The organism is Pseudarthrobacter sp. NPDC059871 (genome assembly GCF_042731175.1).
Classification (GTDB): Bacteria; Actinomycetota; Actinomycetes; order Actinomycetales; family Micrococcaceae; genus Arthrobacter.
On sequence record NZ_JBHWJV010000001.1, the window covers coordinates 283,216 to 309,913 of the forward strand.

The window sequence follows — 26,698 nt, forward strand, 5'->3', positions numbered from 1 at the left end:
CGTCTGGCGCCGGTTCTGCCGGGAGGTCGGCCGTGCCGGTTGGCGCTGTCAGCTGATGGTGCCGAGCTCCTTGGCCTCCTGGGCTTCCATCCTGGGATCGGCGCCGAGGAGCCGGCGGAGCGAAGCCAGGCGTGCTTCACCGGTGGGTCCTGCGTGTCCGCCGGCCACCCAGGCGTCGAGCCCGCAGTTGACGGCAGTGGCGGTGTGCTTGCAGCCGCGTTCGCAATCGTCTGTGCCCGGCGAAAGATCCGGGAACGACCTCAGGATCCGGTCCGGATCCACATGGGCGAGGCCAAATGACCGGATGCCCGGGGTGTCGATGATCCAGCTGCCGGGAGGGGAGTCGGCCAGGCGCAGGGCAAGGGCCGAAGACGACGTGTGCCGGCCCCGTCCGGTTACCGCATTCACACCGCCGGTGGCCCGTTCCGCGCCGGTCAGGGCGTTCACCATGGTGGATTTACCGACGCCGGAGTGCCCGAGCATTACGGTGACCTTGCCTCCCAGGTGTGCCCTGAGCCCGGCAACGGCGTCACTGTCCAGCCGGGCCGACAAACCGTCATCGGAGCGGGCGTCGATCCCTGACGCCTCCAGGTCGGCGGTCCGGCTGATGATGACCGGGAAGTCAAGGTGCGTGTAGTTGGCCAGGAACTCGCCGGGATCCTTCACGTCCGCCTTGGTGACCAGCAGGATCGGCTCGATGCCGGCGTCGTACGCTGCCACGAGGGCGCGGTCGATGAATCCTGTGCGGGGTTCGGGGTTTGCTGCTGCCACCACTACTACCAGCTGGTCGGCGTTGGCCACGACGGCACGTTCAATGGGGTCAGTGTCGTCTGCACTGCGGCGCAGGAGGGTGGTGCGGTCCTGGATTTTGACGAGCCTCGCCAGGGTGTTGGGGGCCCCGGACACGTCGCCGACGAGGGAGACGAAATCGCCGGCAACCACCGGGTTCCGGCGCAGCTCCCGCGCCCGCGCGGCAATGACTGTCCGTTCGTCGCCGGAGTCTTCGTCAACGACGGCGGTGTAGCGTCCGCGGTCCACCGTGATGATGCGGCCTGTTACGGCGTCGTCATGGCTGGGGCGGTCCTTCGTGCGCGGCCGGGTGCCCTTCTTGTTGGGCCGGATCCGGACGTCGGATTCGTCCCAGGAGTCAGTCCTCCGCGGCACCGGCGGAACCTCCCGCACCGTTTTCGGAGCCTTGAGTGGCCGGGGCCGGGCCCTGCTGTGCGAGCATGCCCGTCCACAACCGCGGGAAGTCCGGCATGGTTTTTGCCGTCGTCGCGATGTCCTCCACCTGGACGCCCTCGACGGCGAGGCCGAGGATTGCCCCGGCAGTGGCCATGCGGTGGTCGGCATAGCTGTGGACAACGCCGGAATGCAGCTTCGCCGGGCGGATGACCAGGCCGTCGCTGGTTTCCTCTGCGTCGCCGCCCAAGCGGTTGATCTCGGTGACCAGTGCGGCGAGCCTGTCCGTTTCATGCCCCCGAAGGTGGGCGATGCCGCTCAGGCGGGACGGGCCGGTGGCCAGGGCACAGAGTGCGGCAACTGTTGGTGCCAGTTCGCTGGTGTCGGCGAAATCCGCCCCCTTGATCTCGGAACCGCCCCGGACCGTCAACACCCCGTCCAGTAGTGTCACTTCTGCACCCATCCGGGCCAGGATGCTGCGCCACAGGTCGCCTACCTGCTGCGTCTGCTCCGGCCAACCGGGGATCCTGACTGTTCCACCGGACGCGAGGGCGGCGGCCAGGAACGGACCTGCATTGGAAAGGTCCTGCTCGATCTGCTGGTCGAAGGCACGGATGGGCCCCGGTGCAACAATCCAGTGATTGGGAACGGAATCGTCCACCTGCACGCCGGCGCCGCGGAGTACGGCCACCGTCATGTTGATGTGGTCGAGGCTGGGCACAGGCTTGCCAACGTGCTCCAGGTGCAGGCCTTCGGTAAACCGCGCACCGACCAGCAGGAGTGCGGAGACGAACTGCGAGGAGGCGCTGGCGTCGATGACCAGATGCCCGCCGCGGACTTCTCCGGTCCCTTCGACGACGAACGGCAGCGACGCGGGGGTGCCGCCGTCTTCCGCCGAGACATTGACGCCAAGGGCTTTCAGGGCCTCGATGATTGTCCCCATGGGGCGCTTCCGCGCGTGCGGGTCGCCGTCGAACGTGCTGGTACCGCTGCGCAGCGCCGCGAGGGGTGGAACGAAGCGCATGACGGTGCCGGCAAGGCCGCAGTCGATGCGGACGGCGGTGCCCGCTGCAGCCCCCTGCCGTTCAGGTTCCAGGTGCCGCATCGGTACCACCTCAAGGTCGGGGCCGAACGCGCCGTCCCCGGGAACCTCGGTAATCGTGGCGCCCAACTGGCGCAGCGCCTCGATCATCAGGACGGAATCCCTGGAATGCAGGGGCGCCCGCAACCGCGACGGCCCGTCAGCCAGGGCAGCCAGGACAAGATACCTGTTGGTCAGGGACTTGGAGCCGGGAACGGTGACGGTGGCATCTACGGGACGGTCTGCGTAGGGTGCAGGCCAGTGGGGGACAGTCGTTCCGGAATCATTCCGGGCAGCGGCTGCAGCGATCATGTCCTTTAGGCCCCCGTAGCCTGCTCCACGGCGCGGCGCACGGCCTTGTCGGCCTTGGTCAGCTTCTTGTTCGTGGTCTTGCGCGCATCCGCGGCGAGGTGGGCGGCACCCTTGCGGGCGTCGGCAGCCAGGTGCTCCGCGCGCCACGCCAGTCCGGGCCTGCCTGCGGTGTCAACGGAAGCCAGCAGTGCGCCGCCGCTGAGCGACAGGTTCTTGAGCAGCTGGCCCCGGCGGGCTTCACGGCCTTCCTTGCTGCTGATGTCCGCACTGCGCCATTCAACGAAGGTGTTGAGCAGCGAGACCACCGTCAGGACGGTGGCGGAAAGCCGGGAGAACTTGCCCAGTCCGAAGAGCACTCCCGCGCCTACCTGGGTTCCTCCGATGACCCGGGCGAGCGTCTTCTCGTCCGTTTGGAAGGGCAGGGACGCCGCCGCCTTGCGGAGCAGGGGTGACAACTGCTGGGCAGTGTCGTCGGCGTTCTTAAGCTTGTCCAATCCTGCAATGACGAAGCTGGAAGCCAGCATGGGGCGGGCGAGCGTGCGGACAAAGGACATGGATTTCCTCCTGGCTGGACGAACCGCATCGGCAGCGGCATCAGTCCGTTCTAGTCTTGCACTTTTGGGGAATATTTGCCCAAGGCAGGCGGTTATGGCTCTTGGGCCCGCACAGGGGGTTGGGCCCGAAAGCAAGCAGCAAAACGGGACACCGGACAGAGAGCGGAGTTGGGCCTTGGCGAGGGTGTTGGACGGAGTTGGTGCTCCAGGGCCGGTGGCACTGGACCTGGTATCGGACGCGTTGCCGGAGTATGGCAGCGCCGGGCCGAGGAGCCTGACAGTAGACTTGAAGGCAATGAGTACCTTGGATCCGGCCGTCTCGGCCATGTATGAAGCGTCCGGCGCTGAAGCTAAGGGCGGAAAAGTTGCAGTGCCGGCAGACGGCGGGGAAACCCGGGCCGTACCCACCGGCGATTCGGGCGGCAACGGCCTGGACGTTTCCACCGAATCGGTGGAGGACCGCAGGCTCCGGTTTGAGCGTGACGCCATGCAGTACGTCGATCAGCTCTACTCCGCGGCCATGCGCATGGCCCGCAACCCGTCCGACGCCGAAGACCTGGTGCAGGAGGCCTACACCAAAGCGTTTTCGGCCTTCCACCAGTACAAGCCGGGAACGAACCTGAAAGCCTGGCTGTACCGGATTCTGACGAACACCTACATCAATCTGTACCGCAAGCGGCAGCGCGAACCCCTTCAGTCCAACTCGGACACCATCGAAGACTGGCAGTTGGCCCGCGCCGAATCGCACACCTCAAGCGGACTCCGTTCCGCTGAGGCCGAGGCGTTGGACCACCTTCCGGACTCCGACGTCAAACGCGCCCTGCAGGCCATTCCCGAGGAGTTCCGGCTGGCCGTGTACTTCGCGGATGTGGAGGGGTTCGCGTACAAGGAAATTTCCGACATCATGAACACCCCCATCGGAACGGTGATGTCCCGGCTGCACCGCGGCCGGAAGATGTTGCGGGACATGCTTGCGGAGTACGCCGCAGAGCGCGGATTCAAGACGGGCGTGGAATCGCAGGCCGCGGCCGACACCAAACAACAGGAGAGCAGGAAATGAGCGACTGCCAGGGATTGGGCGATTGCGACGACACCCGGATGCAACGCATCTATGAGTACCTCGATGGTGCGCTGACCCGTGAGGACATCACGGAGATCAAGACCCACCTCGACGAATGTCCGGAATGCACGGAGCAGTATGACCTTGAGTGCGTCATCCGGAACATGGTGAAGCGCTCCTGCACCGAAGCGGCCCCGGACAACCTCAAGAACGCCATCCTGGACCGCATCCACGCCATCAGGCCCGTGGACGCCTAGAACAGGACGCGGCGGTGCGCTGACCACGCGCCGCGACGGCAACCCGCTCGGAACGGGATACTTTGGGTGCGGGAAGCAGCAGCAAGTTTAAACAGTGAAAGACCCCGGAAGCCGATTGGCGTCCGGGGTCTTTCACTTGAACCGTGATACCTGGCTGTTGCCTAGGTGTTGGGGCGCTTCCCGTGGTTCGCGCCGCCACGCTTACGGTCACGACGCTTGCGTGCACGCTTGCTCATAGCTGGCCTCCTTACTTTCGGTACTCAAAAGAGCTGCCCTCCAGTCTCCCACATGATCAGACCCGCCGCGAACCGGCATCACCGCATGACCTGCAGCTGGACCAGGCGGGTGTGGCCGCTGCTAGCGCGCCAGGGAGTTCAGGACGGCGATCCTGGCTTGCTCCAGCACAGTGCGGACCGTCTCCAAGGCCACGGGGCTCAGCGGCTCCTTGCCCGCCTTCAGCCGCAGCTCCCGCCGGAGATCGTCGCGGAATACCTGCAGCATCATTTCCGCTTCCTTCAGCGCCCGGGTTCCCTCGGCCGGTGTCCGTCCGGGCCTGCCCCTGAACTCAGCGGCGGCGGTGGCGCGGGCGGCCTCTGCCGTGGCTGCGAGGTCCGCGCGGAGGCCGCGCATGTTGCTTCGGATGTCTTCCCGGAGGCTGTCCGCCAGCCGGCGCACGGAGGCCGAGATCTCGTTCTCCACTCCGGCCAGTTCGTCGCGGCGGCTGTTCAGCTCGGCAAGGCCGGACTCGGTGATGCGGTAATTGGTCCTCCTGCCGGCGGTTTCCGTGGATACCAGCCCTTCCTCCTCAAGCTTGCCGAGGCGGGGGTAGATGGTGCCCGCACTGGGGGAGTAGGTGCCGCCAAACCTGTCCTTCAAGGCCTTGATGAGCTCGTAACCGTGTTTCGGCCCCGACTCCAGGAGCGCCAGGAGATACAGGCGGAGGGCGCCGTGCGCGAAGACCGGGGGCATCAGAGCCCTGCTTCCGCGTTACCGCGCTCCGCCCTGTGGAAGATCGATGTGGTGCCGGAGATCGAATTTGTCCGGACCAGCATCAGTTGGCGGTCCGGCCCGGCGATGGTTTCCACCTTCCCGCCCACCTGGGCATAGCGGTGGTCGTTGATGACAACCGCGCCACTGGCTGATTTGGCCACGATGTCCACGCCGACGTCGTGCGGCAGCCGGATCGTCAGATCCCCGGACACCGAGTTGGAACCGAAATCCTCCGTAAAGCCGTGCAGATCGAAGCTGAGGTCTCCGCTGACCGTGTTGGCCCGGACGTGGCTGAGCGTGCCGGAAACGGTGATCTCGCCGGACACGCTTTTGGCGGTCAACACCCCGGAGTGGCTCCGGGCGGTCACATCCCCGCTGACGGTATTGATGTGCAGCTCGCCGGCTGTGCCGTCCGCCATGACCGATCCGGAGACGGTGTTCAGCCTGGTGTGCCCGGAGATGCCGGACACCAGCCCGTCACCGCTGACAGTGCCGGCCTCAACTTCGACATTCTCCGGAACTGCGATGCTGATGATCGCGGAGTTGTCGCTATGCTGGCTGACGGTGCCCATCAGGTTCTTGAACCAGCCTTGGGGGCCGTGCAGCTGGTGGCGGATCTCAAGCCTGCCGTCAACCACCGAGACTGCGACGGGATCCCCCTCGACCTGGGAAATCTCGATGCGGGTTACCGGCTCATCATGGGTCACAACATCGAACCTGCCGCTGACCATGCCGAGCTTCAGCGACGTCACGGCGTCGACATCGATAATTTGCGGACTGGTGACTGTCCAGCTCTGCTCAGGCATTGCCCCTCCAAAGACGATATATCGCGGTTGCATCCACCGTACGCCGGAGGCGCAGGCGGGTCAAGATATATCGCGAAGCCGGGCTACTCCGGGGCGTTGATGCGCAGCCACTGGAACCAGCCGCGGTGCAGGACCAGCCAGGCCATGAGTCCATAGCCGGCCTGGCCGGGAGTCCCGCCGTTGGCGGCGAGGTCCTGGCGCCACTGCTCATGGTTGAGCAAGGGGGAGAAGGTGTCCACGTACAGGTGCTTCCGGCGGGTGGTGACATCGGCGAAGGCAGTGTTGAGTTCGTCCAGGCGGCGGTTCTGGGCCGGGTCCAGGGTGGGCGGCGGGCCCACGACGAAGACCTCGATCCGGTTCTGCGATGCGGAATCGAGGATGTTTGCGAGGTTAAGGCGGCTTCGTGCCGTAGACAGGCCGAACTCAACGTCGCGTCCCGACAGTCCGATGACCAGCCGGTTCTCCGCCTGGTCGCTGAAGCGCCGCCCGGCCTCGCCCAGCCACCGGGCGGCCAGCCCCTCGGTGCCTTCCTGGGGGCAGGGGAGGGCATAGCTTTCCAGCAGCATGCCCTCCTGTGGCGTCCTGGCAAGGACACGCCCCAGCCAACCCAGCGCGCGGGGGTCTCCCAGTCCGGCCAGCAGTTCGTCTCCTACAGCTGCAATGCGCAGCTTCCTGTCTTCCACACGATCCTCTTTACGTTCGTCCTGACCGGCCGGTGTGTTGCCGGTTGCCGCCTGGGGCTGCAACCGGCACACAAAGGGCGCTGTCCATCCATTAAACAGAACTGCCCGGCCGGAGTCTGGTATTTCGACTCCGGCCGGGCAGCCCGCTGACTACTTCCGTGCAAATGCCTGCTTCAGGAGCACATCCTGCTCAGCAGCGTGCCGCTTCATGGAACCGGCCGCCGTCGAGGCCGACGCAGGCCGGGACACGAGGCGGACCCTGCGGTCAAGTGCGTCCGGCAGGTTCAGTCCAATGAACGGCCACGGGCCCTGGTTGGCGGGCTCGTCCTGGGCCCAGACAACCTCGGCGTTCGGGTACTTGGCAAGCTCGGCCGCAATGTCGGCGCTCGGGAGCGGGTACAGCTGCTCAACGCGGACAATGGCGGTGGTCTTGTCGCCGGTCTTCTGGCGGGTGGACAGAAGATCGTAGTACAGGCGGCCGGAGACCAGGAGGACGCGTTCGACGGCGTTCGCATCCAGGTGCTCGTGCTCGGCGATCACCGGACGGAAGGTACCGGTGGTGAAGTCCTCGACGGAGGACGCGGCGGCCTTCAGGCGCAGGAGCTGCTTGGGAGTGAAGATGATCAGCGGCTTCCGCGGCCGGCTGTACGCCTGGCGGCGCAGCAGATGGAAGTGCGATGCCGCGGTGGTGGGGTTGGCCACGATCATGTTCTCTTCGGCGCACATCTGGAGGAAGCGCTCAATGCGGGCGGACGAGTGGTCCGGCCCCTGACCCTCGTAGCCGTGCGGCAGCATCAGGACCAGCGAGGAGCGCTGGCCCCACTTCTGCTCAGCGGATGAGATGAACTCGTCGATGATGGTCTGCGCGCCGTTGACGAAGTCGCCGAATTGCGCTTCCCAGAGGACCAGTGCATCCGGACGCTCCACCGAGTAGCCGTATTCGAAGCCCATGGCCGCGTATTCGGAGAGCAGCGAGTCGTAGATCCACAGCTTGGCCTGGTCATCGGACAGGTTGCCCAGGGGCAGCCATTCGTTGCCGTTGGCGCGGTCGTGGAACACGGCATGGCGCTGCACGAAGGTACCGCGGCGGGAGTCCTGGCCGGCGAGCCGGACGGGGACGCCTTCCATGATCAGGGAGCCGAACGCGGCGATTTCGCCGAAGCCCCAGTCGATGCCGCCTTCGCGGGACATCTGCTCGCGCTTCTCCAACAGCTGCTTCAGCTTGGCGTGCACCGTGAAGCCTTCAGGGATTTCGACGTGCGCCTTGCCGATGCGGGCCAGGGTGTCCGCAGAGATCGCGGTGTTGGCCGGGGCGTTCGTGCCGAAATCGGACTGCTGGGCGATGGGCCGCTCGATGTCCGAGACGGCCGCGGAGTCTGCGGTAACGATCGGGATCGGGGAGGTCTGCGCTGCGTGCGTCTCGGCAAAGACGCGCTCCAGCCGTTCCTGGTAGTCGCGGAGCAGCTGCTCTGCTTCTTCCTCGGTGATGTCGCCGCGGCCGATCAGGGCTTCGGTGTACAGCTTGCGGACCGAACGCTTGGCTTCGATCAGGTTGTACATCATCGGCTGGGTCATCGAAGGGTCGTCGCCTTCGTTGTGCCCGCGGCGGCGGTAGCACACCATGTCGATGACAACGTCCTTGTGGAAGCGCTGGCGGAACTCGTAGGCAAGCTGGCCGATGCGGACCACTGCCTCGGGGTCATCGCCATTGACGTGGAACACCGGTGCCTGGATCATCTTGGCGACGTCCGTGGAGTAGGTGGACGAACGCGAAGACGACGGCGCGGTGGTGAACCCGACCTGGTTGTTGACCACTACATGGATGGTGCCGCCGGTGCGGTAGCCGCGGAGCTGCGACAGGTTCAGCGTCTCGGCAACAACGCCCTGGCCGGCGAACGCGGCGTCACCGTGGACCATGATGGGCAGGACGGGGAAGGCCTCGCCCTGATCCAGGCGGTCCTGCTTGGCGCGCACGATGCCTTCGAGGACGGAGTCCACGGCTTCAAGGTGGGACGGGTTTGCGGCCAGGTAGACCTTGGTCTCATTGCCGTTCTCCGACGTGAAAGTGCCCTCGGTGCCGAGGTGGTACTTGACGTCGCCCGAGCCCTGGACGGAGCGGGGGTCCTGCGTACCTTCAAATTCGCGGAACACCTGTGCGTAGGTCTTGCCGGCAATGTTGGTCAGGACGTTGAGGCGGCCGCGGTGGGCCATACCGATGGCAACCTCGTCGAGGCCGTCGTCGGCCGCTTCCGAGATAACTGCGTCGAGCAGCGGAATCAGCGATTCGCCGCCTTCGAGCGAGAAGCGCTTCTGTCCCACGAACTTGGTCTGCAGGAAGGTTTCGAATGCTTCCGCGGCGTTAAGCCGGGAGACGATCCGGAGCTGCTCTTCACGGCTGGGCTTGGAGTAGGGGTGCTCAAGCTGGTCCTGGAACCACTTGCGTTCTTCCGGCTCCTGGATGTGCATGTACTCGATGCCGGTGGTGCGGCAGTAGGCGTCGCGGAGGACACCCAGGATGTCGCGGAACTTCAGCATGGGCTTGCCGCCGAAACCGCCGGTGGGCCATTCGCGGTCCAGGTCCCACAGCGTCAGGCCGTAGGTGAGGACATCAAGGTCGGGGTGCTTGCGCTGCACGTACTCCAGCGGATCGGTGTCCGCCATCAGGTGGCCACGCACGCGGAAGGAATGGATCAGCTGCTGGATCCGGGCAACTTTGTTGATCTCGTCGGCCGGATCGACCTGGAGGTCGGGGCTCCACCGTACGGGCTCGTAGGGGATGCGCAGTGCTTCGAAGATTTCGTCGTAGAAGTTTTGCGCACCCAGCAGCAGCTGGTGGACCAGCTTCAGGAACTCGCCGCTGCCGGCGCCCTGGATGACGCGGTGGTCGTACGTCGAGGTCAGCGTCAGGACCTTGCTGATGGCGTTCTGGGCGATGATCTTTTCGCTGGCGCCCTGGAACTCTGCAGGGTAGTCAAGGGCGCCGACGCCGATGATGGCGGCCTGGCCCTTGGAGAGGCGCGGAACCGAGTGCACGGTGCCGATGCCGCCGGGGTTGGTCAGCGACACGGTGGTGCCCTGGTGGTCATCGGCCGTGAGCTTGCCGTTGCGGGCACGCTTGATCAGGTCCTCATAGGTGTGCCAGAACTCGGCGAAGTTGAGGGTCTCGGCCTTCTTGATGTTCGGGACCATCAGCAGGCGGGTGCCGTCAGGCTTGGGCATGTCGATGGCGATGCCGAAGTTGACGTGCGCCGGCTGGACTGCGACGGGCTTGCCGTCCACCTCGTCGTAGTACACGTTCATGGACGGGAACTGGGACAGGGCGCGGATCACGGCGTAGCCGATGAGGTGCGTGAAGGAAACCTTGCCGCCGCGGGCGCGGGCGAGGTTCGAGTTGATGACCACGCGGTTATCGATGAGCAGCTTCGCCGGGATGGCGCGCACACTGGTGGCGGTGGGAACCTCAAGGCTGGTGACCATGTTGGTGGCGATGGCCTTGGCCGGTCCGCGGAGGACGGAGACGACGTCCTCTTCCGGAGCGGTGGGTGCCTTGACGTTCTTGGGCAGCTGGGCCGGGATGGGCTGGGCTCCGGCGGCGGGCTTCCGGCCGCCGTCGCGCGCTTCCGTGGCGGGCGCTTTTTTCGCAGGTGCCGGCGCCGCGGGTGCTGCGGCCGGTGCTGCTGCGGGCGCAGGCGGTGCGGCGGCCGGCGACGGTGCCGGTGCTGCAGGTGCCGCGTTCACAATAGGCATCTTGGTTGTGGGAGGGTTCGCTGCGGCATTCGCCGAGTGTCCGTTGGAAGAAGAACTGCTGCCTGAGTCGAACGATTCAAACAGCGGCCACCACTTGGCATCCACAGCGTTCTTGTCCTGCTGATACTGCTCGTACAGTTCATCAACGAGCCACTCGTTCCCGCCAAATTCCTCTGGTAGACGGTGGCTTGGCTGCTCTGGCACTTGAAATACGCCTCTTCCATGAGTTTGATTTCTCTGCCGGCCATACGGTGCTACAGCACTCTGACGGACCGGTTTCCCTGAGTCCTCTGAACCCAGACCTCTGCAAGTCTAGTAACCCGGATGTGGTATCTGCCAATAAGGGTGACCCAAATCATGAAGTGACGTTCTGGCCGTTGATTATGGCGGCTGGAAGAGACCCCGGACGGTGTCCCCGGGTATGGGGTTCCGGAGTCCGCTGCCGGTGCCGGGGGAGCGGGCCGGGGACAGGCGCTCCTGTAGACTGAAATCCTTATGGACAGTAAATCTAGGTGCCGGCCTGGGGGCTGTCAGCGGAGCATGAACCACAGCGCCGCACAGCCCACCCGCAGAGCCGGCAAACCCCGAACACGCGCCCATCATCTGCTGTCGGCCTCCCCGGTCGAATTCCCCGGGGACAGGGCATCTGCCGACCACCCTACGCCGGACCGATATTCCAGCCCCGTGATTCCCGGACCCCTGTCCGGGCCGGCGGGGTGCTGAATGGAATGGCTACTCCTGGCGGCAGGACTGCTGCTGATCGCCGGCACGGGCTTCTTCGTCGCCGTCGAATTCTCCCTGATCGCCCTTGACCAGCCGACGGTCCAGCGCGCTGTCGATGCCGGTGACACCGGCGCTGTGCCACTGCTTGCCTGCCTCAAATCGCTGTCGACCCAGCTCTCAAGCTGCCAGCTGGGCATTACGCTCACCACGCTGCTCACCGGCTACGTCATGGAACCGTCGGTGGGTCGCCTCCTGGAGGGGCCGCTTACGGCCCTTGGCCTGCCCGGGGTTGCTGCAGCGTCAATTTCGCTGATCCTCGCCATGGTGCTGGCCACCCTGCTGTCGATGCTCCTGGGCGAACTCGTTCCCAAGAACATGGCCATCGCGTTGTCCTTCCCGGTCGGCAAAGCCCTTGCCCGGCCGCAACTGATCTTCACAGCGGTCTTCAGGCCGGCCATCGTGGTCCTCAACGGCTTTTCCAACCGGGTGCTCCACATCTTCGGGCTGGAAGCCAAGGAAGAGATCTCCGGCGCCCGCACCCCGTCCGAGCTGGCGTCACTGGTGCGCCGCTCGGCGGCGATGGGAACGCTCGACGCCGGTACGGCCAACTTCGTGTCCCGCACGTTGAACTTCTCCTCCAGGACCGCGGCCGACGTCATGACGCCGCGAATCCGGGTGGAGATGGTCGACGCCGACCAGCCGGTCTCCGACATCGTTGACGCGGCACGTCGCACGGGATACTCACGGTTCCCAGTGATTGGTGATTCCGCGGACGACATCAAGGGCCTGGTCCACGTCAAGAAGGCCGTGGCCGTGCCGTGGGACAGGCGGCACAAGCTTGAAGCCGGCGCCATCATGACTGAAGTCCTCAGGGTTCCCGAGACCATCCACCTTGACGCCCTGCTGGCGGAACTCCGCGAGGGCAACCTCCAGCTGGCGGTGGTCCTCGACGAATACGGCGGCACCGCGGGCATTGCCACGCTTGAGGACCTTGTCGAGGAAATTGTGGGCGAGGTAGCCGACGAGCACGACAAGGTACGCCCGGGGCTGCTGCAGAGCGCCTCCGGGGACTGGTATTTCCCGGGACTCCTGCGCCCGGACGAGTTGTCCGAGCAAATCCCGGGGCTGACGGTCCCGGACGAGTCGGCCTACGAAACCGTGGGTGGCTACGTCATGAGCAAACTCGGCCGGATCGCAGCGGTGGGGGACACGGTGGCCGTCGACGGCGGCACGTTGAGCGTCACCCGGATGGACGGGCGCCGCATCGACCGCATTTGCTTCCGGCCGGCCGCCCCTGAACCGGACGGCAACAACGACGGGAGCGCATCATGAGCGACTGGGCCGGCATCGTCTGGCTGGCTTTCCTGCTGCTCGGCAACGCGTTCTTCGTGGCGGCCGAGTTCGCCATCATGTCCGCCCGGCGCAGCCAGATCGAACCACTGGCCGAAGCCGGGTCAAAGCGGGCCCAAACCACCCTGAAGGCGATGGAGAACGTGTCGCTGATGCTGGCCTGCGCCCAGCTTGGCATCACGGTGTGCTCGCTGCTGATCCTGCTGGTGGCCGAGCCCGCGATCCACCACCTGCTCGCCGCGCCGCTTGAGCTGGTGGGCCTGCCTGTGGAGGTGGCCGATGTTGCCGCGTTCGCCGTTGCACTGATGTTCGTGACCTTCCTGCACGTCACCTTTGGCGAGATGGTGCCCAAGAACATCTCGGTATCGGTCGCTGACAAGGCGGCGATGTTCCTGGCCCCGCCGCTGGTCTTCGTGGCACGGCTGGTCCACCCCGTCATCTCGGTGCTGAACTGGTCGGCGAACCACATCCTCAAGCTGTTGCGGATCGAGCCCAAGGATGAGGTCAACTCGTCCTTCACGCTCGAGGAGGTCCAGTCCATCGTGCAGGAATCCACCCGGCACGGACTCGTGGACGACGACGCCGGCCTGATCACCGGCGCCCTGGAGTTCTCCGAATACACGGCGGGGGACATCATGGTGCCGCTGGACAGCCTGGTGATGCTCAAGGCTGCCACCACTCCGGTGGAGTTCGAGAAGGCCGTCAGCCGGACGGGCTTTTCACGGTTCCCCATGCTGGACGAGGACGATCTCTTGTACGGCTACCTGCACGTCAAGGATGTGCTGTCCATCCCCGCGGCGGCCTACGAGCTGCCGATCGCAGAAAGCCGGGTCCGTTCCCTGGCCAACCTGGCCCTCGGCGATGAAATCGAAAAGGCCATGTCCGTCATGCAGCGGACGGGCTCGCACCTTGCCCGCGTCATCGGCAAGGACGGCAACACCCAGGGCATCCTCTTCCTTGAGGACGTCATTGAACAGCTGGTCGGTGAGATCCGGGATGCCACCCAGGCCACCGGCATCCGCCGGCTGGGACAACCCAACGGGGGATAGGCGCCGCAGTGTCGGCAAGTCCGGTCCCAGGGGGTGCAGGGGACCGGGCTTACCCACACCTAAATAGGAATGATTCCTATTTAGGTATAAGCTGGGCACCTGTTGTTCCCCTCCCCAGTGAACCGAGGTTTTCCGTGCGCCGCTCCGCCGCCCGTCCGTCCCTGGCCGCCCTTGCCGGCCTTGGCCTGCTGCTCTCCGGATGCAGCGCCCAACCGGACAACGCTTCGCCGGGGACGCAGTCCGGTGGCACTGGAATCAATGTGGTTGCCTCCACCAACGTCTACGGCGACATCGCGTCGTCAGTGGGTGGCGACAAGGTCAACGTCACCTCAATCATCACCAAGACCAGCCAGGACCCGCACTCCTACGAGGCAACCGCCCAGGACCGGCTGGCGGTGTCCAAGGCCGACCTGGTGATCACGAACGGCGGCGGGTACGACGACTTCATGAATACCCTGGTGGACGGCGGCAAGCTCGACGCCGGAAACGTGCTTGACGCCGTCGAACTTTCCGGCCTGGAGCATTCCGGCGAGGAGGCAGAACCTTCCGCCAGTGCCGAGGCCTCCGCTGACCACGGGCACGATCACGGCGATTTCGACGAACACGTCTGGTACAGCCTGCATGCCATGGAGCATCTCGCCGACGAACTGGAAGCCAAACTGTCGGCACGGGAGCCGGAATCCGCTCAGGAGTTCAAAGCCAACGCTGCCTCGTTCAAGTCGTCGCTGGAGGAACTGCACGGAAAGCTGGACACCCTGAGGGCGTCAGGCGGCGGAGCCCAGGTGGCTGTCACGGAACCAGTGCCGCTCTACCTCCTGGAAGACGCCGGCCTGGTCAACGCGACTCCGGCTGACTACACCGCAGCCATCGAGGAGGGCACGGACGTGCCGCCCGCCGTCCTTCGGGCGGCTACAGACCTGGTGTCCGGCAAGTCCGTACGGATGCTCGCCTACAACGAACAGACCGAAGGGCCCCAGACCGAGGCCCTGAAGAAGGCGGCGGAGGCCGCAGGCGTCCCGGTGGTGGACTTCAATGAAACCCTCCCCGAAGGCAAGACGTACCTGCAGTGGATGACGGACAATGTGGACAACATCAGCACGATCCTGGAGAGCAAATAGGTGGAACCAGCTGTCAGCCTTACTGGAGCGTCCCTGAAGTTCGGCGAGCGGACGCTCTGGGAGGACCTCGACCTGGACATCAACCCCGGCGAGTTCTTTGCGGTCCTCGGACCCAACGGAAGCGGTAAGACGAGTTTCCTGAAAGTCCTGCTCGGCCTCCAGAACCTCCACCGCGGCAACGTCGATATCGGCGGCAAGCCCGTGGAGCGGGGCAGCAGGCTGATTGGCTACGTCCCGCAACAGAAATCCTTTGCCCCCGACACGCCTATGCGCGCCCGCGACCTGGTGGGACTGGGCGTGGACGGCTACCGCTGGGGGCTGCGGCTCCCGTCGGCGAAGACCAGCCGCCGGATCGACGGACTCCTGGACCTGGTGGGCGCGGCCGACTACGCCAAGGTGCCGGTGGGCCAGCTGTCGGGCGGCGAGCAGCAACGGCTGCGGGTGGCCCAGGCCCTTGCCTCTGACCCCCAGGTGCTCCTTTGCGACGAGCCGCTCCTCTCACTCGACCTGCACCACCAGCAGGCAGTCAGCGCGCTGATCAACAACCAGTGCCGCGAACGCAACAGCGCCGTGGTGTTCGTGACCCACGAAATCAACCCGATCATCGACTATGTGGACAGGGTCCTTTACCTGGCCGGCGGCCGGTTCAGGGTGGGAACACCGGAAGACGTCATGACCACCGAGGTGCTGTCCGACCTTTACGGCAGCCACGTTGAGGTCATCCGCGCCAATGGCCGGCTGGTGGTGGTTGGACTCCCCGACGCCACCACCCACCACCATGCCGAACCGCATGTGCTCGCGGGGGAGGTTGCCTGATGGACGCTGACAGCATCCTCGGAGCCATCTTCAACTTCGACAATTACGGTGAGCTTCTGGTCCTGGTGCAGAACTCCATCTGGGCAGGAGCCATCCTGGGCCTCCTGGGCGGCCTGGTGGGAACCTTCGTCATGAAGCGGGACCTCGCCTTCGCGGTGCACGGCATCTCCGAGCTGTCATTCGCCGGTGCGGCTTTCGCCCTGCTCATCGGCGCAGACATCGTCTTCGGTTCCCTCGTCGGCTCAGTCGCGGCGGCACTGCTGCTGGGGCTGATGGGCGTCAGGGCGCGGGACAAGAACTCGATCATCGGCGTCATCATGCCTTTCGGCCTCGGCCTGGGAATCCTCTTCCTGTCCCTTTATGAGGGCCGCGCCGCCAACAAATTCGGCCTGCTGACCGGCCAGATAGTGTCCGTCGATTCGGTCCAGCTCCAGGCGCTGGCAGGGACCGCCGTGGTGGTCATGATCGCGCTCGTTGCCCTCTGGCGGCCGCTGAACTTCGCCAGCGTGGATCCCGAGCTTGCCGAAGCGCGGGGTGTTCCTGTGCGGACCCTGGCCATTGTCTTCATGGTCCTGCTGGGCGTCAGTGTGGCGTTGTCCATCCAGGTGGTGGGCGCCCTGCTGGTGCTGGCCCTGCTGATTACGCCGGCGGCGGCCGCGCTTCGGGTGACATCCTCCCCGGTGGCCGTGGTGGCGCTGAGCGTGGCCTTCGCTGTGACGGCAACGGTGGGCGGAATCCTGCTCGCCCTCGGCGGACGGATTCCCATCAGCCCGTACGTGACCACGTTGTCGTTCCTGATTTATGTGGTGTGCCGCGTCATCGGATCGGTCCGGCAGCGCAGGGGCATCAACGGGCGGGTCCTGCAGCCGCGCTGACGGGATTTGGGCCGGAAAGCCTCCAGGCTTAGAGCCGGCCGGCGGCCTTGAGTGCGGTGCAGTCCGGGCAGAGGCCGAAGATTTCCACGGTGTGCGCCACCTCGGTGAAGCCGTGCTCGGCAGCGGTGCGGGCAGCCCATGTTTCGACGGCGGGCGCCTCCACCTCCACGGCCTTGCCGCAGTTGCGGCACAACAGGTGGTGGTGGTGCCCCGTGACGGCACAGCGCCGGTAGACGGCCTCGCCCTCACCGTTGCGCAGCACGTCTACCAGGCCCTCGTCCGCGAGCGACTGCAGGATTCGGTAGGCAGTTGCGAGGGATACCGAGACGCCCTGGTTCTGCAGGATCCGGTAGAGCTCCTGGGTGCTGACGAAGTCGTCCAGTTCGTCCAGTGCAGCGCTGACGGCCCGGCGCTGCTTGGTGACGCGCTGTTCCTTGCCGGCACCCGCAGGCGGGTAAGGCGGGGTGGAATCAGCCTTGGCGCCGAGCGGCATGGATGAACTCGCTTCCGTGGTGTTGGTGGCAACGATCAAGATTACCAGCCGGAGCTCCGTGGACACCTTTCCGGAGCCCGCCCTAGGCTGGCGCTATGAAGCTGACGAAATACACCCATGCCTGTGTCCGCCTCGAGAAGGACAACCGGGTCCTGGTGATCGACCCCGGCAACTTTTCCGAAACCGGGGAGGCGCTGGCCGGTGCGGAATCAGTGCTGGTGACCCACGAACACGCTGACCATATCGACGTCGACGCCGTAGCAGGTGCCCTGCGCAGCAACACGGAGTTGTCGCTGTATGCCCCGGCAGGCGTCGCAGCGCAGATGCGTTCCGAAGCCGGGGACGCACAGGCCCGCATCCACGCGGTGGAACCAGGATCCACCTTCCAGGCGGCAGGATTCGATATCCGGAGCTTCGGCGGCCAGCATGCACTGATCCACCCGCAGATTCCGGTGGTGGCAAACATCGGTTACCTGCTGGATGAAAACCTGTACCACCCGGGAGATTCGTTCATCGTCCCCGACGGCATCAGCGTCAAGACCCTTCTGGTCCCGCTGCATGCGCCCTGGAGCAAGGCCGGTGAGGTGGTGGACTTCGTGGTGGGCGTGCGCGCGCCGAAAGCCTTCCAGATCCATGACGGACTGCTCAACGACAACGGCCTGAAGGTCGTGGAGGCCCACGTCCAGCGGATCGGTGCGAAGTACGGCACCGACTACGCCCATCTGGCTGCAGGGGAGTCGGTGGAAATCTAGGCTCCCGTCCACCGGGCGGTCTCGAAAAACTCCGCGATGACCGCTTCCCAGGGCCCGGGTTCCAGGCCCTGGGAAGTTAGCCATTGCGCATTGTGGTAGCTGCCCGCATACCGTTCGCCGCCGTCGCACATCAGCGAGACGACGCTGCCGCGGCGGCCGTCCGCCACCATTTCCGAGATGAGCTGCCAAACGCCCCAGAGGTTGGTTCCCGTCGACGGGCCGGCGTGGAGCCCAGCGAGGGAACGGAGGTGCCGCATGGCAGCCACCGAGGCTGCGTCCGGGACCTGGACCATCCTGTCGATCACGGACGGCACGAAGCTCGGTTCGATGCGCGGCCGCCCGATCCCTTCGATGCGGGACGGCAGCCCCGTGGCGGGGCCTGTGGCGCCGGTGCTCCCGCCCAGCCAGCCCGGATAGAAAGCTGAATTCTCGGGATCCACCACCAGCAGCTGCGTGGGGTGGCTGTGGTACCGGAGGTAGCGGCCGATGGTGGCGCTGGTGCCGCCGGTTCCGGCTCCCACCACGATCCAGTCCGGCACCGGATGCTCTTCCTGGCTGAGCTGGCCGAAGATGGACTCGGCGATGTTGTTGTTGCCCCGCCAGTCCGTTGCCCGCTCGGCGTACGTAAACTGGTCCATGTAGTGCCCGTTGGACGTGGCAGCCACCTCCTCCGCCGCCGCATACACCTCGGATGCATGGTCCACCAGCAGGCAGGAACCGCCGAACTGTTCGATCAGGGCAATCTTCTCCGGGCTGGTGCTGCGGGCCATGACTGCCACGAACGGCAACCCCAGCAATTGGGCAAAGTAGGCCTCGGAGACGGCGGTGCTGCCGCTGGACGCTTCCACGATGGTGGTATCGGAACGGATCCAGCCGTTGACCAGGCCGAAGAGGAAGAGGGAACGTGCCAGCCGGTGCTTCAGGCTCCCTGACCGGTGCGTGGACTCATCCTTCAGGTAAAGCTGGACGCCCCAGTGCTCCGGAAGCGGGATCGAGTAGAGGTGGGTGTCCGCAGACCGGTTGTTTTCCGCCGTGATCTTTCGGATTGCCTGGTCGGCCCAATCCCGGTCCCGCCATTGCCGGCCGCTCCAGTCTGCCCGTGCCGTGCTGCTGCCGTCGCCGTTGCCTCTATATCCTGCCACCGCACCAGCCTACCCGCGGACGCGAACGTGCCCCCTAGAGTGGAGGGACAAAGGCAACCACCCAAGGAGAACGATGAATCCCCTGATGGACGTGGCCCGGCTTACGGAGCTCCTCGCGGAAGGCCGGCGCACCGTACTGCTGGACGTGCGCTGGGCGCTGGGGGATCCGCACGGCCGGGACCACTACCTCGCAGGCCACCTGCCCGGCGCCGTGTTCGTGGACCTCGCCTCGGAACTCGCTGCCCACGCAGAGCCCACGCGGGGGAGGCACCCCTTGCCCGCACCGGCCGACTTCCAGGCGGCGGCCCGCGGCTGGGGAATCAGCGACGGCGACGTGGTGGTGGCCTACGACGACACCGGGAACATGGCGGCCGCCAGGGCGTGGTGGATGCTGCGGAACGCCGGGTTCCCTGAGGCGTACCTGCTCGACGGCGGATTGGGTGCCTGGCGTGCCGCCGGCCTGGGTGTTGAAACGGGCCCGGTGGAGCCGGTCCCCGGCAACGTCACCTTGGGCGACGGAGCGATGCCCGTGGCCGACGCCGGTGCTGCAGCCACCTGGGCGGACAGCGGGCTCCTGCTCGACGCGCGTGCGGGCGAGCGGTACCGCGGCGAGGTTGAACCGGTGGACCCGCGTGCCGGGCACATCCCCGGGGCCGTCAGCGCGCCGACGTCTGAGAATGTCGACGGGACCGGCACATTCCTGCCGGCGGGCGCGTTGAGGAGCAGGTTCGAGGCGCTGGGCGTTCGGGAAGGGACACCAGTGGCTGTGTATTGCGGGTCCGGGGTAACCGCCGCGCACCAAGTGGCCGCGCTGGCCGCCGCGGGATTCACGGCGGCGCTGTACCCGGGCTCGTTCTCCGAGTGGTCGAACCATCCGGACCTGCCCGTGGCCACAGGCCCCGAACCCGGAAGCACGGCCCGGGAGCCGGCTGGAAACGGCGCCGCAGGCAAGGGTAGCGTCGCACTATGACCCCAGGACGCCCCGTTCCCCCGCCCCTTGCCAAACCCGTTGAACCCGCTGCCGGCCTACCCACCAGCAGTCTCCCCGCCAGCGGTGCCGATGGCCTGCTGGCCGCAGCCCGCGGAGCCGTGTCCCCGGACAGCGGACTGGTCCCGCTCACTGTCGCCCGCCGCGTCCCCAAGACGGACGACGTCGAAATCGCCATTGAATTCTGCGGCCTCTGCCATTCCGACGTCCACGCCGCCCGGGGTGAGTGGGGCGGCCAGACCTACCCGCTGATTCCCGGCCACGAAATCGTGGGACTGGTCAGCCGCGTCGGTGCCGGCGTCACGGACTTCGCCGTGGGTGACCGCGTGGGTGTGGGCTGCATTGTGGATTCCTGCCGGGAATGCGAAAGCTGCCTCGACGGCCTGGAACAGTACTGCGAAAACGGCATGACCGGAACGTACGGCGCCACTGACCGGAGGAACGGGGACGCCATGACTCAGGGCGGCTACTCCTCCTCGATCGTGGTGGACCGCCGGTACGTCCTCCGCATCCCGGACGCACTGGACCCGGCTGCCGCCGCGCCGCTGCTCTGCGCCGGTGTGACCACTTACTCGCCGCTGCGGCACTTCGATGTTGAAGAAGGCGACGTAGTGGGCGTGGTGGGCCTGGGCGGACTCGGGCACATGGCGGTCAAGCTGGCCAAAGCCATGGGTGCCCGGGTGGTCGTTTTTACCACCTCGGAATCAAAGGTTGCCGCCGCGCTGGAGCTGGGAGCTGACGAGGTAGTCCTCTCCCGGGACGCGGACGCCATGGCGCGCGCCAACCGGACCATCGACGTCATCATCGACACCGTCGCGGCGCCGCACGACTTGAACTCGCTGTTCCGCACCCTCCGCGTGGACGGCGCCCTGTTCCAGCTCGGCCTGCCGTCCGGGGAGATGCCTCCGGTCAATCCGCGGACCCTCATCCGCCGCCGCGTGGCCTATGCCGGCTCGCTGATCGGCGGTATCGCAGAAACCCAGGAGATGCTGGACTTCTGCGCCGAACACGGCGTGCTGGCCGACGTCGAAGTGGTCGGTGCGCACCAGCTTGATGAAGCGTACGACCGGATGGTTGCCGGCGACGTCAAATACCGTTTCGTGCTGGACGCCGGAACCCTTCAGTCACCCGCCAAGGAGGCAGACGCATGAGCACGCTTTTCACCAAGATCCTGAACGGTGAGATTCCGGGCCGCTTTGTGTGGCGTGAGGACGGCGTCGGCGCCTTCCTCACCACCGGGCCCCTTGCCGACGGCCACACCTTGGTGGTTCCCACCGAGGAAGTGGACCGCTGGACCGACGCCTCGCCCGAGACGCTGGCGAAAGTCATGGAGGTGGCGCGGCGGATTGGTGCAGTCCAGGTGGACATCTTCGGCGCGAGCCGGGCCGGGCTGATCGTGGCCGGGTACGAGATCAACCACCTGCACGTCCACGTCTGGCCGTCCCGGACCATGGCAGACTTCGACTTCGGATCCGCGGACCAGAACCCGGACCCTGCCGTGCTCGATGCCAATGCCGCCAAACTCCGCGAGGGTCTCCGGGCCGCCGGGTACGGGGAGTTTGTCCCGGCCGACTAAACCCTGCTGATTGCCGGCGCCACGTGCCGGCAATCAGCAGGCCGATCGGATCCGTTACGCGCGGCGGGGCGTCATCGCCACCATGCCGGCATAGGTGAATCCTCCACCAAACCCGAAGAGCAACGCCGGGACGTCCGCCGGAATTTTGCCGGAGTGCCACCACTTGCTCAAGCCGAGCGGCACACTGGCAGCTGACGTGTTCCCTGATTCAGTGACATCGGTGATGACAACGCGGTCCGTCATGCCCAGTGCCTCGGCCAGGGGCTCGATGATGCGCAGGTTGGCCTGGTGCGCGGCCAGCACCTGGATGTCGTCCAGCGACAGGCCCGCGCGGGCAACGGTCTCGCGGGCTCGCTCCGGTGCCCTGGTGAGGGCCCAGCGCAACACCTCGCGGCCGTTCTGGGCGAAGCGTCCCGAGGGCGGGGAGATCTTGACGGCGTCGGCCATGCCGATCTCGGAACCCCACACCACCGGGCCGATCCGCGGGGTGGCGGAGGGGCGCACGACGGCGGCGCCCGCACCGTCGGCGGTGAGCACCGCCGTCGCACGGTCCGTCCAGTCAGTCACCGCTGAGAGAGTCTCGGCCCCCACCACGATCGCGTGCGAGGCGCTTCCCATGCGGATGGCCTGGTCGGCGATGCCCAGGGCGTATTCGAATCCCGAACAGGCCGTGTTGACGTCCATGATGGCGGGTCCCCGGCCGTCCCGTCCCAGCCCGAGGGCTGCTGACACACGTCCGGCGGTGTTGGGTGACCGCTCGGCTGCAGTGGTGGTGGCCACGACGACGAGGTCGATGTCCGCCGCCGGAACGCCTGAGTCTTCCAGCGCCATCCGTGCGGCGGGAATGGCGAGGTCCACTACGGTTTCGCCCTCCGCGGCGATGCGCCGGGTGATGATGCCGGTACGCTGTCGGATCCATTCGTCGTTGGTGTCCATCATGCCTTCGAGTTCATGGTTGTCCATGACGCGCACCGGCTGTGCGTGGCCAAGGCCGGCTATCTCGGTGCCGGCAGGCCCGTGGGCAAGCGAAATCTCCATGGGGTTTCCTCTCGTGGGGTAGTTGCCCGCTAAGCGGGGGCCAGTGCCTTGTTGAGTACTGTGCGTATGCGCTTCTCCGAGACGGAGTAGGCGGTTCCAAGTTCGACGGCGAAGAGGCTCACCCGGAGCTCCTCGAGCATCCAGCGCACCTGGGTTAACTCGCGCCCGGCGCGCCGCCCCGGGAGCAGTGCCGAGACTGCATCGTCGTAGTCGTCTTCGAGGCGCTGGACCACGGCCATGTTGAGGGCGTCGCGCTGGACGTTGCCCGGCAGGCGTTCCAGCCGTTTCTCGATGGCCGTGAGGTACCGGGGCAGCTGGCTGAGCTGTGCGTAGCCCGTGCGTGCCACAAAACCGGGGTAGACCAGCTGCTCCAGCTGGCTCCTGATGTCGTTCAGGGCGCTGATCAGGGCCAGGCTGGTGGTGCCCTTAAGCTGCTTTTCGATCCGGCGGGTGCTGGCGAGGATGCGCTCCACGACGGCCGTCACGCTGAACACGGTGTCGATCAGCTCAGCACGGACCACCTCATAGAGCCGGTCGAAGGCGTTCCTGTCCCACGGCAGCTCGGCCGGGGTGAGCTTATCGATGGCTGCCAGTGCACAGTCGGCAATCAGGGCTGACACAGAGCCGTGCGGATTTTGGCTGAAGGTGAGCTTTTCGGTGTTGCTCAGGTGTTCGAGGACATAGCGGTCCGGCGCAGGGACGCGCAACGCCAGCAGGCGGATGACACCGCCCCGCATGGCGTCCAGCTGCTCATCCGGAGTCTGGAAGACCTGCAGCGACACGGATTTTCCCTGGTCCACCAGTGCCGGGTACCCGGTTACCGTATGGCCCTTGACCATGTTGCTGACCTTGCGCTCTACGGTGCCGAAGCTCCACTCCGTCAGGCCGTCGCATTCCACGAATCCGGCAGCGGCCTGGCTGCCGGCGGTGTTCGTGGCGGCCTGTCCGGCCGGCGTGGCCCCGGCGTCGCGCGTTGCTCCCGCTGGAGTGGCCCCGGACGCCCCTTGGCCCTTGCCTTGGGCGTTCGCGCGGGCCGTGGTGGCGGGCGTGGCTCCGAGGGACTCGGCAATGGCGCGCCGGGTAGCCGGCGCGAGGCTCTCCTGGAGCGCCGCAAGGTCCTTGCCTTCGCCCAGGGCCTTGCCTTTGCTGTCCACCACCGTGAAGCTCACCCGCAGGTGTGGCGGTACGGCGTCCCAGTTCCACGAGTCGGGGGGAATGACCGCTCCGCGGAGGCGGCGCAGCGCCAGCTCCAGTGACGGTTCAAGCCCGTCCGTGGCGGGATCGAAGTCGGCCTCAAGCAGAGCCACGGCCTGGCGTGCCACGTCGGGGGCCGGGACAAAGTTCTTCCGCACCTGTTTTGGCAGCGATTTGATCAGGGCCGTCACCAGCTCCACGCGCTGTCCGGGGATCAGCCATCGGAACGGGGCGTCATCGAGTTGGTTGAGGAACAGCACGGGAACTTCTGCCGTCACGCCGTCGGAGGGGTTCGGAGGAGACCCGGGGGCCACCGGGTGGAACTCGTAGGTCAGCGGAAGTTCGAAGCCCTTGTGCAGCCAGGTTTTCGGGTACGCGGCCTCGTCAAGGTCTTCGGCATCGTCACTGAGCAGGAGTGATTTGTCGAAGTCCAGCATGTCGGGATTGTCCCTGCGGGCATCCTTCCACCACTTGTCGAAGTGGCGTTCCGAAACAACGTCGGCGCCCACCCGGGCGTCGTAGAAGTCGAAAAGCGTGTCATCGTCCACCATCAGGTCGCGGCGCCGCATCCGCGCTTCAAGCTCCTCCACCTCGTGCAGGAGGGCACGGTTGCGGTGGAAGAACTTGTGGTGGGTGCGCCAGTCGCCCTCCACCAGGGCGTGCCGGATGAAGAGCTCCCTCGCCACCACCGGGTCCACCCGGCCGTAGTTGATCCGCCGCTGGGCGATGATGGGGACACCGTAGAGGGTCACCTTCTCGTAGGCCATTACGGCGCCCTGGCGGGTTGACCAATGCGGCTCGCTGTAACTGCGCTTCACCAGGTCCGGTGCCACCTGCTCGGCCCAGACGGGGTCGAACTTCGCGGCCACCCTGGCCCACAGCCGGCTGGTTTCCACCAGCTCGGCGGCCATGACGAACGTGGGTGACTTCCTGAACAGTGCAGAGCCCGGGAAGATGGCAAACCGGCTGCCACGGGCACCGGCATATTCGCGCTTGCGTTCGTCCAGGATGCCGATGTGGCTCAGCAATCCGGACAGCAGGCTGATGTGGACACCCTCGTGGTTCCCCACCGGATCCGTGAGCCGCTTGTTGTCCAGGCTGATGCCCAGCGGGCGGGCCAGCTGGCGCAGCTGGGTGAACAGGTCCTGCCACTCCCGGACCCGGAGATAGTTGATGAACTCAGCCCGGCACAGGCGGCGGAACGCCGACGACGAGAGTTCCTGCTGCTTTTCCTGCAGGTAGTTCCAGAGGTTCAGGTAACCGGTGAAGTCCGAATTTTCGTCCTTGAACCGGTTGTGCTTCTCGGCCGCCAGCTGCTGCTTGTCCGTTGGACGCTCGCGCGGGTCCTGGATGGTGAGCGCAGCGGCGAGGATCATGACTTCCCGCACGCAGTTGCGTTTGCCGGCTTCCACGATCATGCGGCCCAGGCGGGGGTCCACGGGCAGCTGGGCAAGTTTTTGCCCGACGGCGGTGAGGCCGCCGCCCTGGGGTCCGCCCCGGGTTCCTGTTTCCGCCTGCCCGCCCTTGCCCTGGGACCGCGGGGGAGCCAGGGCGCCGAGCTCGCGAAGGAGGGTGACGCCGTCGTTGATTGCCCGGGTTTCCGGCGGTTCGACGAAGGGAAATTCCTCAACGTCCCTGGGTCCGCGTGCCACGCCCATGGCGGTCATCTGCAGGATGACGGCTGCCAGGTTGGTTCGAAGGATCTCGGGATCGGTGAACTGCGGGCGGGACTCGAAGTCCTCCTCCGAGTACAGCCGGATGGCGATGCCGTCGGAGACGCGGCCGCAGCGCCCTGACCGCTGGTTGGCGGAGGCCTGGGAAACCCGTTCGATGGGCAGCCGCTGGACCTTGGTGCGGTGCGAGTACCGCGAGATGCGGGCCGTGCCGGTATCGATGACGTACTTGATACCTGGGACCGTCAGCGAGGTTTCGGCCACGTTGGTAGCCAGCACGATCCGGCGCTTGCTGCCCGGATGGAAAACCTTGTGCTGTTCCTGCAGGCTCAGGCGGGCGAAGAGCGGAAGCACTTCGGTGCCCGCGAGCCGTCGGTTCCCCTGGATGCGCGACTGGAGGGCTTCGGCGGCGTCACGGATCTCGCGCTCGCCGGAGAAGAACACGAGGATGTCGCCCGGGGCTTCCGCTGCGAGTTCGTCCACGGCGTCGCAGACCGCGTCCAGGGGGTCGCGGTCCTCTTCAAGCTCGTCGTCCGAGGCGTCATCGTCTTCCTCCCTGGGCTGGGAGAGGGGGCGGTAACGGATTTCCACCGGGAAGGTACGGCCGGAGACCTCGATGATGGGGGCCGGCGTTTCCGGCGTGCCGAAGTGGTTGGCGAAGCGCTCGGGATCGATGGTGGCCGAGGTGATGATGAGTTTCAGGTCCGGCCGCTGCGGGAGGATCCGCTTCAGGTAGCCGAGGATGAAATCGATGTTGAGGCTGCGCTCATGGGCCTCATCAATGATGATGGCGTTGTACTTGCGGAGCAGCTTGTCGCGCTGGATCTCGGCCAGCAGGATGCCGTCGGTCATCAGCTTGACCTTGGTGGCCTTGCTGACTTCGCCGGTGAAGCGGACCTGGAATCCCACCTCCTGGCCGATTTCCACGCCCAGTTCTTCGGCGATGCGTTCGGCAACGGTGCGGGCGGCGAGCCGGCGCGGCTGGGTGTGGCCGATCAGCCCGTTCTCGCCCAGTCCCAGTTCCAGGCACATCTTGGGGATCTGGGTGGTCTTTCCGGAACCGGTCTCGCCGGCAATGATGGTCACCTGGTCGGCCGCAATGGCTGCCATCAGGTCCTCGCGGCGCTCGGAGACCGGCAGCTCGGCGGGATAGGAAATGTGAAAAGTCATGGCTGCAGACAGTCTACTGCGGCGGGGCCGGCTACCCGTGGTTCGACTGCCTGCGGCTGTTGCTGGTGG

23 protein-coding genes are annotated in these 26,698 nt (G+C 66.1%); 11 read left to right on the forward strand and 12 right to left on the reverse strand.

Annotated features, from left to right (window positions below; genetic code table 11):
* Positions 1-48: 48 nt before the first annotated feature.
* The 3 genes from ACFV4R_RS01245 to ACFV4R_RS01255 are packed head-to-tail and all read right to left on the reverse strand — an operon-like array spanning position 49 to position 3,129.
* Positions 49-1,164, reverse strand: coding sequence for a ribosome small subunit-dependent GTPase A (locus ACFV4R_RS01245; RefSeq protein WP_377202698.1), 1,116 nt, complete (start codon positions 1,162-1,164; stop codon positions 49-51).
* Positions 1,148-2,575, reverse strand: a complete 1,428-nt coding sequence (gene aroA / locus ACFV4R_RS01250; RefSeq protein WP_377202697.1) for a 3-phosphoshikimate 1-carboxyvinyltransferase — start codon at positions 2,573-2,575, stop codon at positions 1,148-1,150. Before aroA ends, ACFV4R_RS01245 begins: the two co-directional genes overlap by 17 nt.
* Positions 2,576-2,580: 5 nt before the next feature.
* Positions 2,581-3,129, reverse strand: coding sequence for a DoxX family protein (locus ACFV4R_RS01255; RefSeq protein WP_015937562.1), 549 nt, complete (start codon positions 3,127-3,129; stop codon positions 2,581-2,583).
* Between the two features lie 295 nt (positions 3,130-3,424).
* Here ACFV4R_RS01255 and ACFV4R_RS01260 point away from each other — a divergent pair, with 295 nt between their 5' ends.
* On the forward strand, positions 3,425-4,189 hold the full coding sequence (locus tag ACFV4R_RS01260) for a sigma-70 family RNA polymerase sigma factor (protein ID WP_377202696.1): 765 nt from the start codon (positions 3,425-3,427) through the stop codon (positions 4,187-4,189).
* Positions 4,186-4,446, forward strand: a complete 261-nt coding sequence (rsrA, locus tag ACFV4R_RS01265) for a mycothiol system anti-sigma-R factor (protein WP_015937560.1) — start codon at positions 4,186-4,188, stop codon at positions 4,444-4,446. The genes ACFV4R_RS01260 and rsrA overlap by 4 nt, the downstream gene beginning before the upstream one ends.
* 161 nt (positions 4,447-4,607) lie before the next feature.
* Here rsrA and ACFV4R_RS01270 read toward each other — a convergent pair whose 3' ends face one another.
* The 5 genes from ACFV4R_RS01270 to ACFV4R_RS01290 all read right to left on the reverse strand — a co-directional run bounded on the left by ACFV4R_RS01270 (position 4,608) and on the right by ACFV4R_RS01290 (position 10,876).
* Positions 4,608-4,682 carry a 50S ribosomal protein bL37 gene (locus ACFV4R_RS01270; RefSeq protein WP_369299106.1) on the reverse strand — a complete coding sequence of 25 codons (75 nt, stop codon included), beginning with the start codon at positions 4,680-4,682 and terminating at the stop codon, positions 4,608-4,610.
* 121 nt (positions 4,683-4,803) lie between these two features.
* Positions 4,804-5,415, reverse strand: coding sequence for a PadR family transcriptional regulator (locus ACFV4R_RS01275; protein WP_377202695.1), 612 nt, complete (start codon positions 5,413-5,415; stop codon positions 4,804-4,806).
* Positions 5,415-6,242 carry a DUF4097 domain-containing protein gene (locus ACFV4R_RS01280; protein ID WP_377202694.1) on the reverse strand — a complete coding sequence of 276 codons (828 nt, stop codon included), beginning with the start codon at positions 6,240-6,242 and terminating at the stop codon, positions 5,415-5,417. Before ACFV4R_RS01280 ends, ACFV4R_RS01275 begins: the two co-directional genes overlap by 1 nt.
* A gap of 83 nt (positions 6,243-6,325) precedes the next feature.
* Entirely contained in the window at positions 6,326-6,925 is a 600-nt protein-coding gene (locus tag ACFV4R_RS01285; protein WP_377202693.1) for a GDSL-type esterase/lipase family protein, read from the reverse strand.
* A gap of 150 nt (positions 6,926-7,075) precedes the next feature.
* On the reverse strand, positions 7,076-10,876 hold the full coding sequence (locus ACFV4R_RS01290; RefSeq protein ID WP_261619217.1) for a multifunctional oxoglutarate decarboxylase/oxoglutarate dehydrogenase thiamine pyrophosphate-binding subunit/dihydrolipoyllysine-residue succinyltransferase subunit: 3,801 nt from the start codon (positions 10,874-10,876) through the stop codon (positions 7,076-7,078).
* 519 nt (positions 10,877-11,395) lie between these two features.
* On the opposite strand from ACFV4R_RS01290, the gene ACFV4R_RS01295 reads away from it, so the two are divergent.
* The 5 genes from ACFV4R_RS01295 to ACFV4R_RS01315 all read left to right on the forward strand — a co-directional run bounded on the left by ACFV4R_RS01295 (position 11,396) and on the right by ACFV4R_RS01315 (position 16,603).
* Positions 11,396-12,727, forward strand: a complete 1,332-nt coding sequence (locus tag ACFV4R_RS01295; RefSeq protein WP_377202692.1) for a hemolysin family protein — start codon at positions 11,396-11,398, stop codon at positions 12,725-12,727.
* Positions 12,724-13,794, forward strand: coding sequence for a hemolysin family protein (locus ACFV4R_RS01300; RefSeq protein WP_056085102.1), 1,071 nt, complete (start codon positions 12,724-12,726; stop codon positions 13,792-13,794). Before ACFV4R_RS01295 ends, ACFV4R_RS01300 begins: the two co-directional genes overlap by 4 nt.
* A gap of 134 nt (positions 13,795-13,928) precedes the next feature.
* Positions 13,929-14,912 carry a metal ABC transporter solute-binding protein, Zn/Mn family gene (locus tag ACFV4R_RS01305; RefSeq protein ID WP_377202691.1) on the forward strand — a complete coding sequence of 328 codons (984 nt, stop codon included), beginning with the start codon at positions 13,929-13,931 and terminating at the stop codon, positions 14,910-14,912.
* A complete protein-coding gene (locus ACFV4R_RS01310; RefSeq protein ID WP_377202690.1) occupies positions 14,913-15,728 on the forward strand; it encodes a metal ABC transporter ATP-binding protein in 816 nt (271 codons plus the stop codon).
* Positions 15,728-16,603: a metal ABC transporter permease gene (locus ACFV4R_RS01315; RefSeq protein WP_377202689.1), complete on the forward strand. Its 876-nt coding sequence runs from the start codon at positions 15,728-15,730 to the stop codon at positions 16,601-16,603. Before ACFV4R_RS01310 ends, ACFV4R_RS01315 begins: the two co-directional genes overlap by 1 nt.
* Positions 16,604-16,631: 28 nt before the next feature.
* Here the strand turns inward: ACFV4R_RS01315 and ACFV4R_RS01320 are convergent, their stop codons facing one another.
* Positions 16,632-17,096: a Fur family transcriptional regulator gene (locus ACFV4R_RS01320; protein ID WP_377202835.1), complete on the reverse strand. Its 465-nt coding sequence runs from the start codon at positions 17,094-17,096 to the stop codon at positions 16,632-16,634.
* A gap of 95 nt (positions 17,097-17,191) precedes the next feature.
* On the opposite strand from ACFV4R_RS01320, the gene ACFV4R_RS01325 reads away from it, so the two are divergent.
* Positions 17,192-17,848 (forward strand): MBL fold metallo-hydrolase, encoded by a 657-nt coding sequence (locus ACFV4R_RS01325; protein ID WP_377202688.1) that lies wholly within the window; start codon positions 17,192-17,194, stop codon positions 17,846-17,848.
* On the opposite strand, the gene ACFV4R_RS01330 is transcribed toward ACFV4R_RS01325, so the two are convergent.
* Positions 17,845-18,894 (reverse strand): PLP-dependent cysteine synthase family protein, encoded by a 1,050-nt coding sequence (locus ACFV4R_RS01330; protein ID WP_377202834.1) that lies wholly within the window; start codon positions 18,892-18,894, stop codon positions 17,845-17,847. The two genes, ACFV4R_RS01325 and ACFV4R_RS01330, sit on opposite strands and share 4 nt — an antisense overlap.
* Positions 18,895-19,063: 169 nt before the next feature.
* Between ACFV4R_RS01330 and ACFV4R_RS01335 the strand changes: the two genes are divergently transcribed.
* Genes ACFV4R_RS01335 through ACFV4R_RS01345 form a run of 3 tightly spaced genes read left to right on the forward strand, consistent with a single transcriptional unit; the run spans position 19,064 to position 21,554 of the window.
* A complete protein-coding gene (locus tag ACFV4R_RS01335) occupies positions 19,064-19,960 on the forward strand; it encodes a sulfurtransferase (protein ID WP_377202687.1) in 897 nt (298 codons plus the stop codon).
* Positions 19,957-21,129 carry an NAD(P)-dependent alcohol dehydrogenase gene (locus ACFV4R_RS01340; RefSeq protein WP_377202686.1) on the forward strand — a complete coding sequence of 391 codons (1,173 nt, stop codon included), beginning with the start codon at positions 19,957-19,959 and terminating at the stop codon, positions 21,127-21,129. Before ACFV4R_RS01335 ends, ACFV4R_RS01340 begins: the two co-directional genes overlap by 4 nt.
* On the forward strand, positions 21,126-21,554 hold the full coding sequence (locus ACFV4R_RS01345; protein WP_377202685.1) for an HIT family protein: 429 nt from the start codon (positions 21,126-21,128) through the stop codon (positions 21,552-21,554). The genes ACFV4R_RS01340 and ACFV4R_RS01345 overlap by 4 nt, the downstream gene beginning before the upstream one ends.
* A gap of 54 nt (positions 21,555-21,608) precedes the next feature.
* On the opposite strand, the gene ACFV4R_RS01350 is transcribed toward ACFV4R_RS01345, so the two are convergent.
* Complete coding sequence (locus ACFV4R_RS01350; protein WP_377202684.1) at positions 21,609-22,592, reverse strand: beta-ketoacyl-ACP synthase III; 984 nt, start codon at positions 22,590-22,592, stop codon at positions 21,609-21,611.
* 29 nt (positions 22,593-22,621) lie between these two features.
* The gene (gene hrpA / locus ACFV4R_RS01355; RefSeq protein WP_377202683.1) at positions 22,622-26,629 is read right to left on the reverse strand and encodes an ATP-dependent RNA helicase HrpA; all 4,008 of its coding nucleotides are present in this window, start codon (positions 26,627-26,629) and stop codon (positions 22,622-22,624) included.
* Between the last annotated feature and the right edge of the window lie 69 nt (positions 26,630-26,698).

What these genes read in the sequence shown, in the direction of transcription:
- ACFV4R_RS01340 (WP_377202686.1), top strand. Translation starts at nt 19,957, where the DNA reads ATGACCCCAGGACGCCCCGTTCCCCCGCCCCTTGCCAAACCCGTTGAA.
- ACFV4R_RS01275 (WP_377202695.1), bottom strand. Translation starts at nt 5,415, where the DNA reads ATGCCCCCGGTCTTCGCGCACGGCGCCCTCCGCCTGTATCTCCTGGCG.
- ACFV4R_RS01335 (WP_377202687.1), top strand. Translation starts at nt 19,064, where the DNA reads ATGAATCCCCTGATGGACGTGGCCCGGCTTACGGAGCTCCTCGCGGAA.
- ACFV4R_RS01345 (WP_377202685.1), top strand. Translation starts at nt 21,126, where the DNA reads ATGAGCACGCTTTTCACCAAGATCCTGAACGGTGAGATTCCGGGCCGC.
- hrpA (WP_377202683.1), bottom strand. Translation starts at nt 26,629, where the DNA reads ATGACTTTTCACATTTCCTATCCCGCCGAGCTGCCGGTCTCCGAGCGC.
- rsrA (WP_015937560.1), top strand. Translation starts at nt 4,186, where the DNA reads ATGAGCGACTGCCAGGGATTGGGCGATTGCGACGACACCCGGATGCAA.
- aroA (WP_377202697.1), bottom strand. Translation starts at nt 2,575, where the DNA reads ATGATCGCTGCAGCCGCTGCCCGGAATGATTCCGGAACGACTGTCCCC.
- ACFV4R_RS01295 (WP_377202692.1), top strand. Translation starts at nt 11,396, where the DNA reads ATGGAATGGCTACTCCTGGCGGCAGGACTGCTGCTGATCGCCGGCACG.
- ACFV4R_RS01280 (WP_377202694.1), bottom strand. Translation starts at nt 6,242, where the DNA reads ATGCCTGAGCAGAGCTGGACAGTCACCAGTCCGCAAATTATCGATGTC.
- ACFV4R_RS01260 (WP_377202696.1), top strand. Translation starts at nt 3,425, where the DNA reads ATGAGTACCTTGGATCCGGCCGTCTCGGCCATGTATGAAGCGTCCGGC.
- ACFV4R_RS01350 (WP_377202684.1), bottom strand. Translation starts at nt 22,592, where the DNA reads ATGGAGATTTCGCTTGCCCACGGGCCTGCCGGCACCGAGATAGCCGGC.
- ACFV4R_RS01325 (WP_377202688.1), top strand. Translation starts at nt 17,192, where the DNA reads ATGAAGCTGACGAAATACACCCATGCCTGTGTCCGCCTCGAGAAGGAC.
- ACFV4R_RS01300 (WP_056085102.1), top strand. Translation starts at nt 12,724, where the DNA reads ATGAGCGACTGGGCCGGCATCGTCTGGCTGGCTTTCCTGCTGCTCGGC.
- ACFV4R_RS01255 (WP_015937562.1), bottom strand. Translation starts at nt 3,129, where the DNA reads ATGTCCTTTGTCCGCACGCTCGCCCGCCCCATGCTGGCTTCCAGCTTC.
- ACFV4R_RS01320 (WP_377202835.1), bottom strand. Translation starts at nt 17,096, where the DNA reads ATGCCGCTCGGCGCCAAGGCTGATTCCACCCCGCCTTACCCGCCTGCG.
- ACFV4R_RS01315 (WP_377202689.1), top strand. Translation starts at nt 15,728, where the DNA reads ATGGACGCTGACAGCATCCTCGGAGCCATCTTCAACTTCGACAATTAC.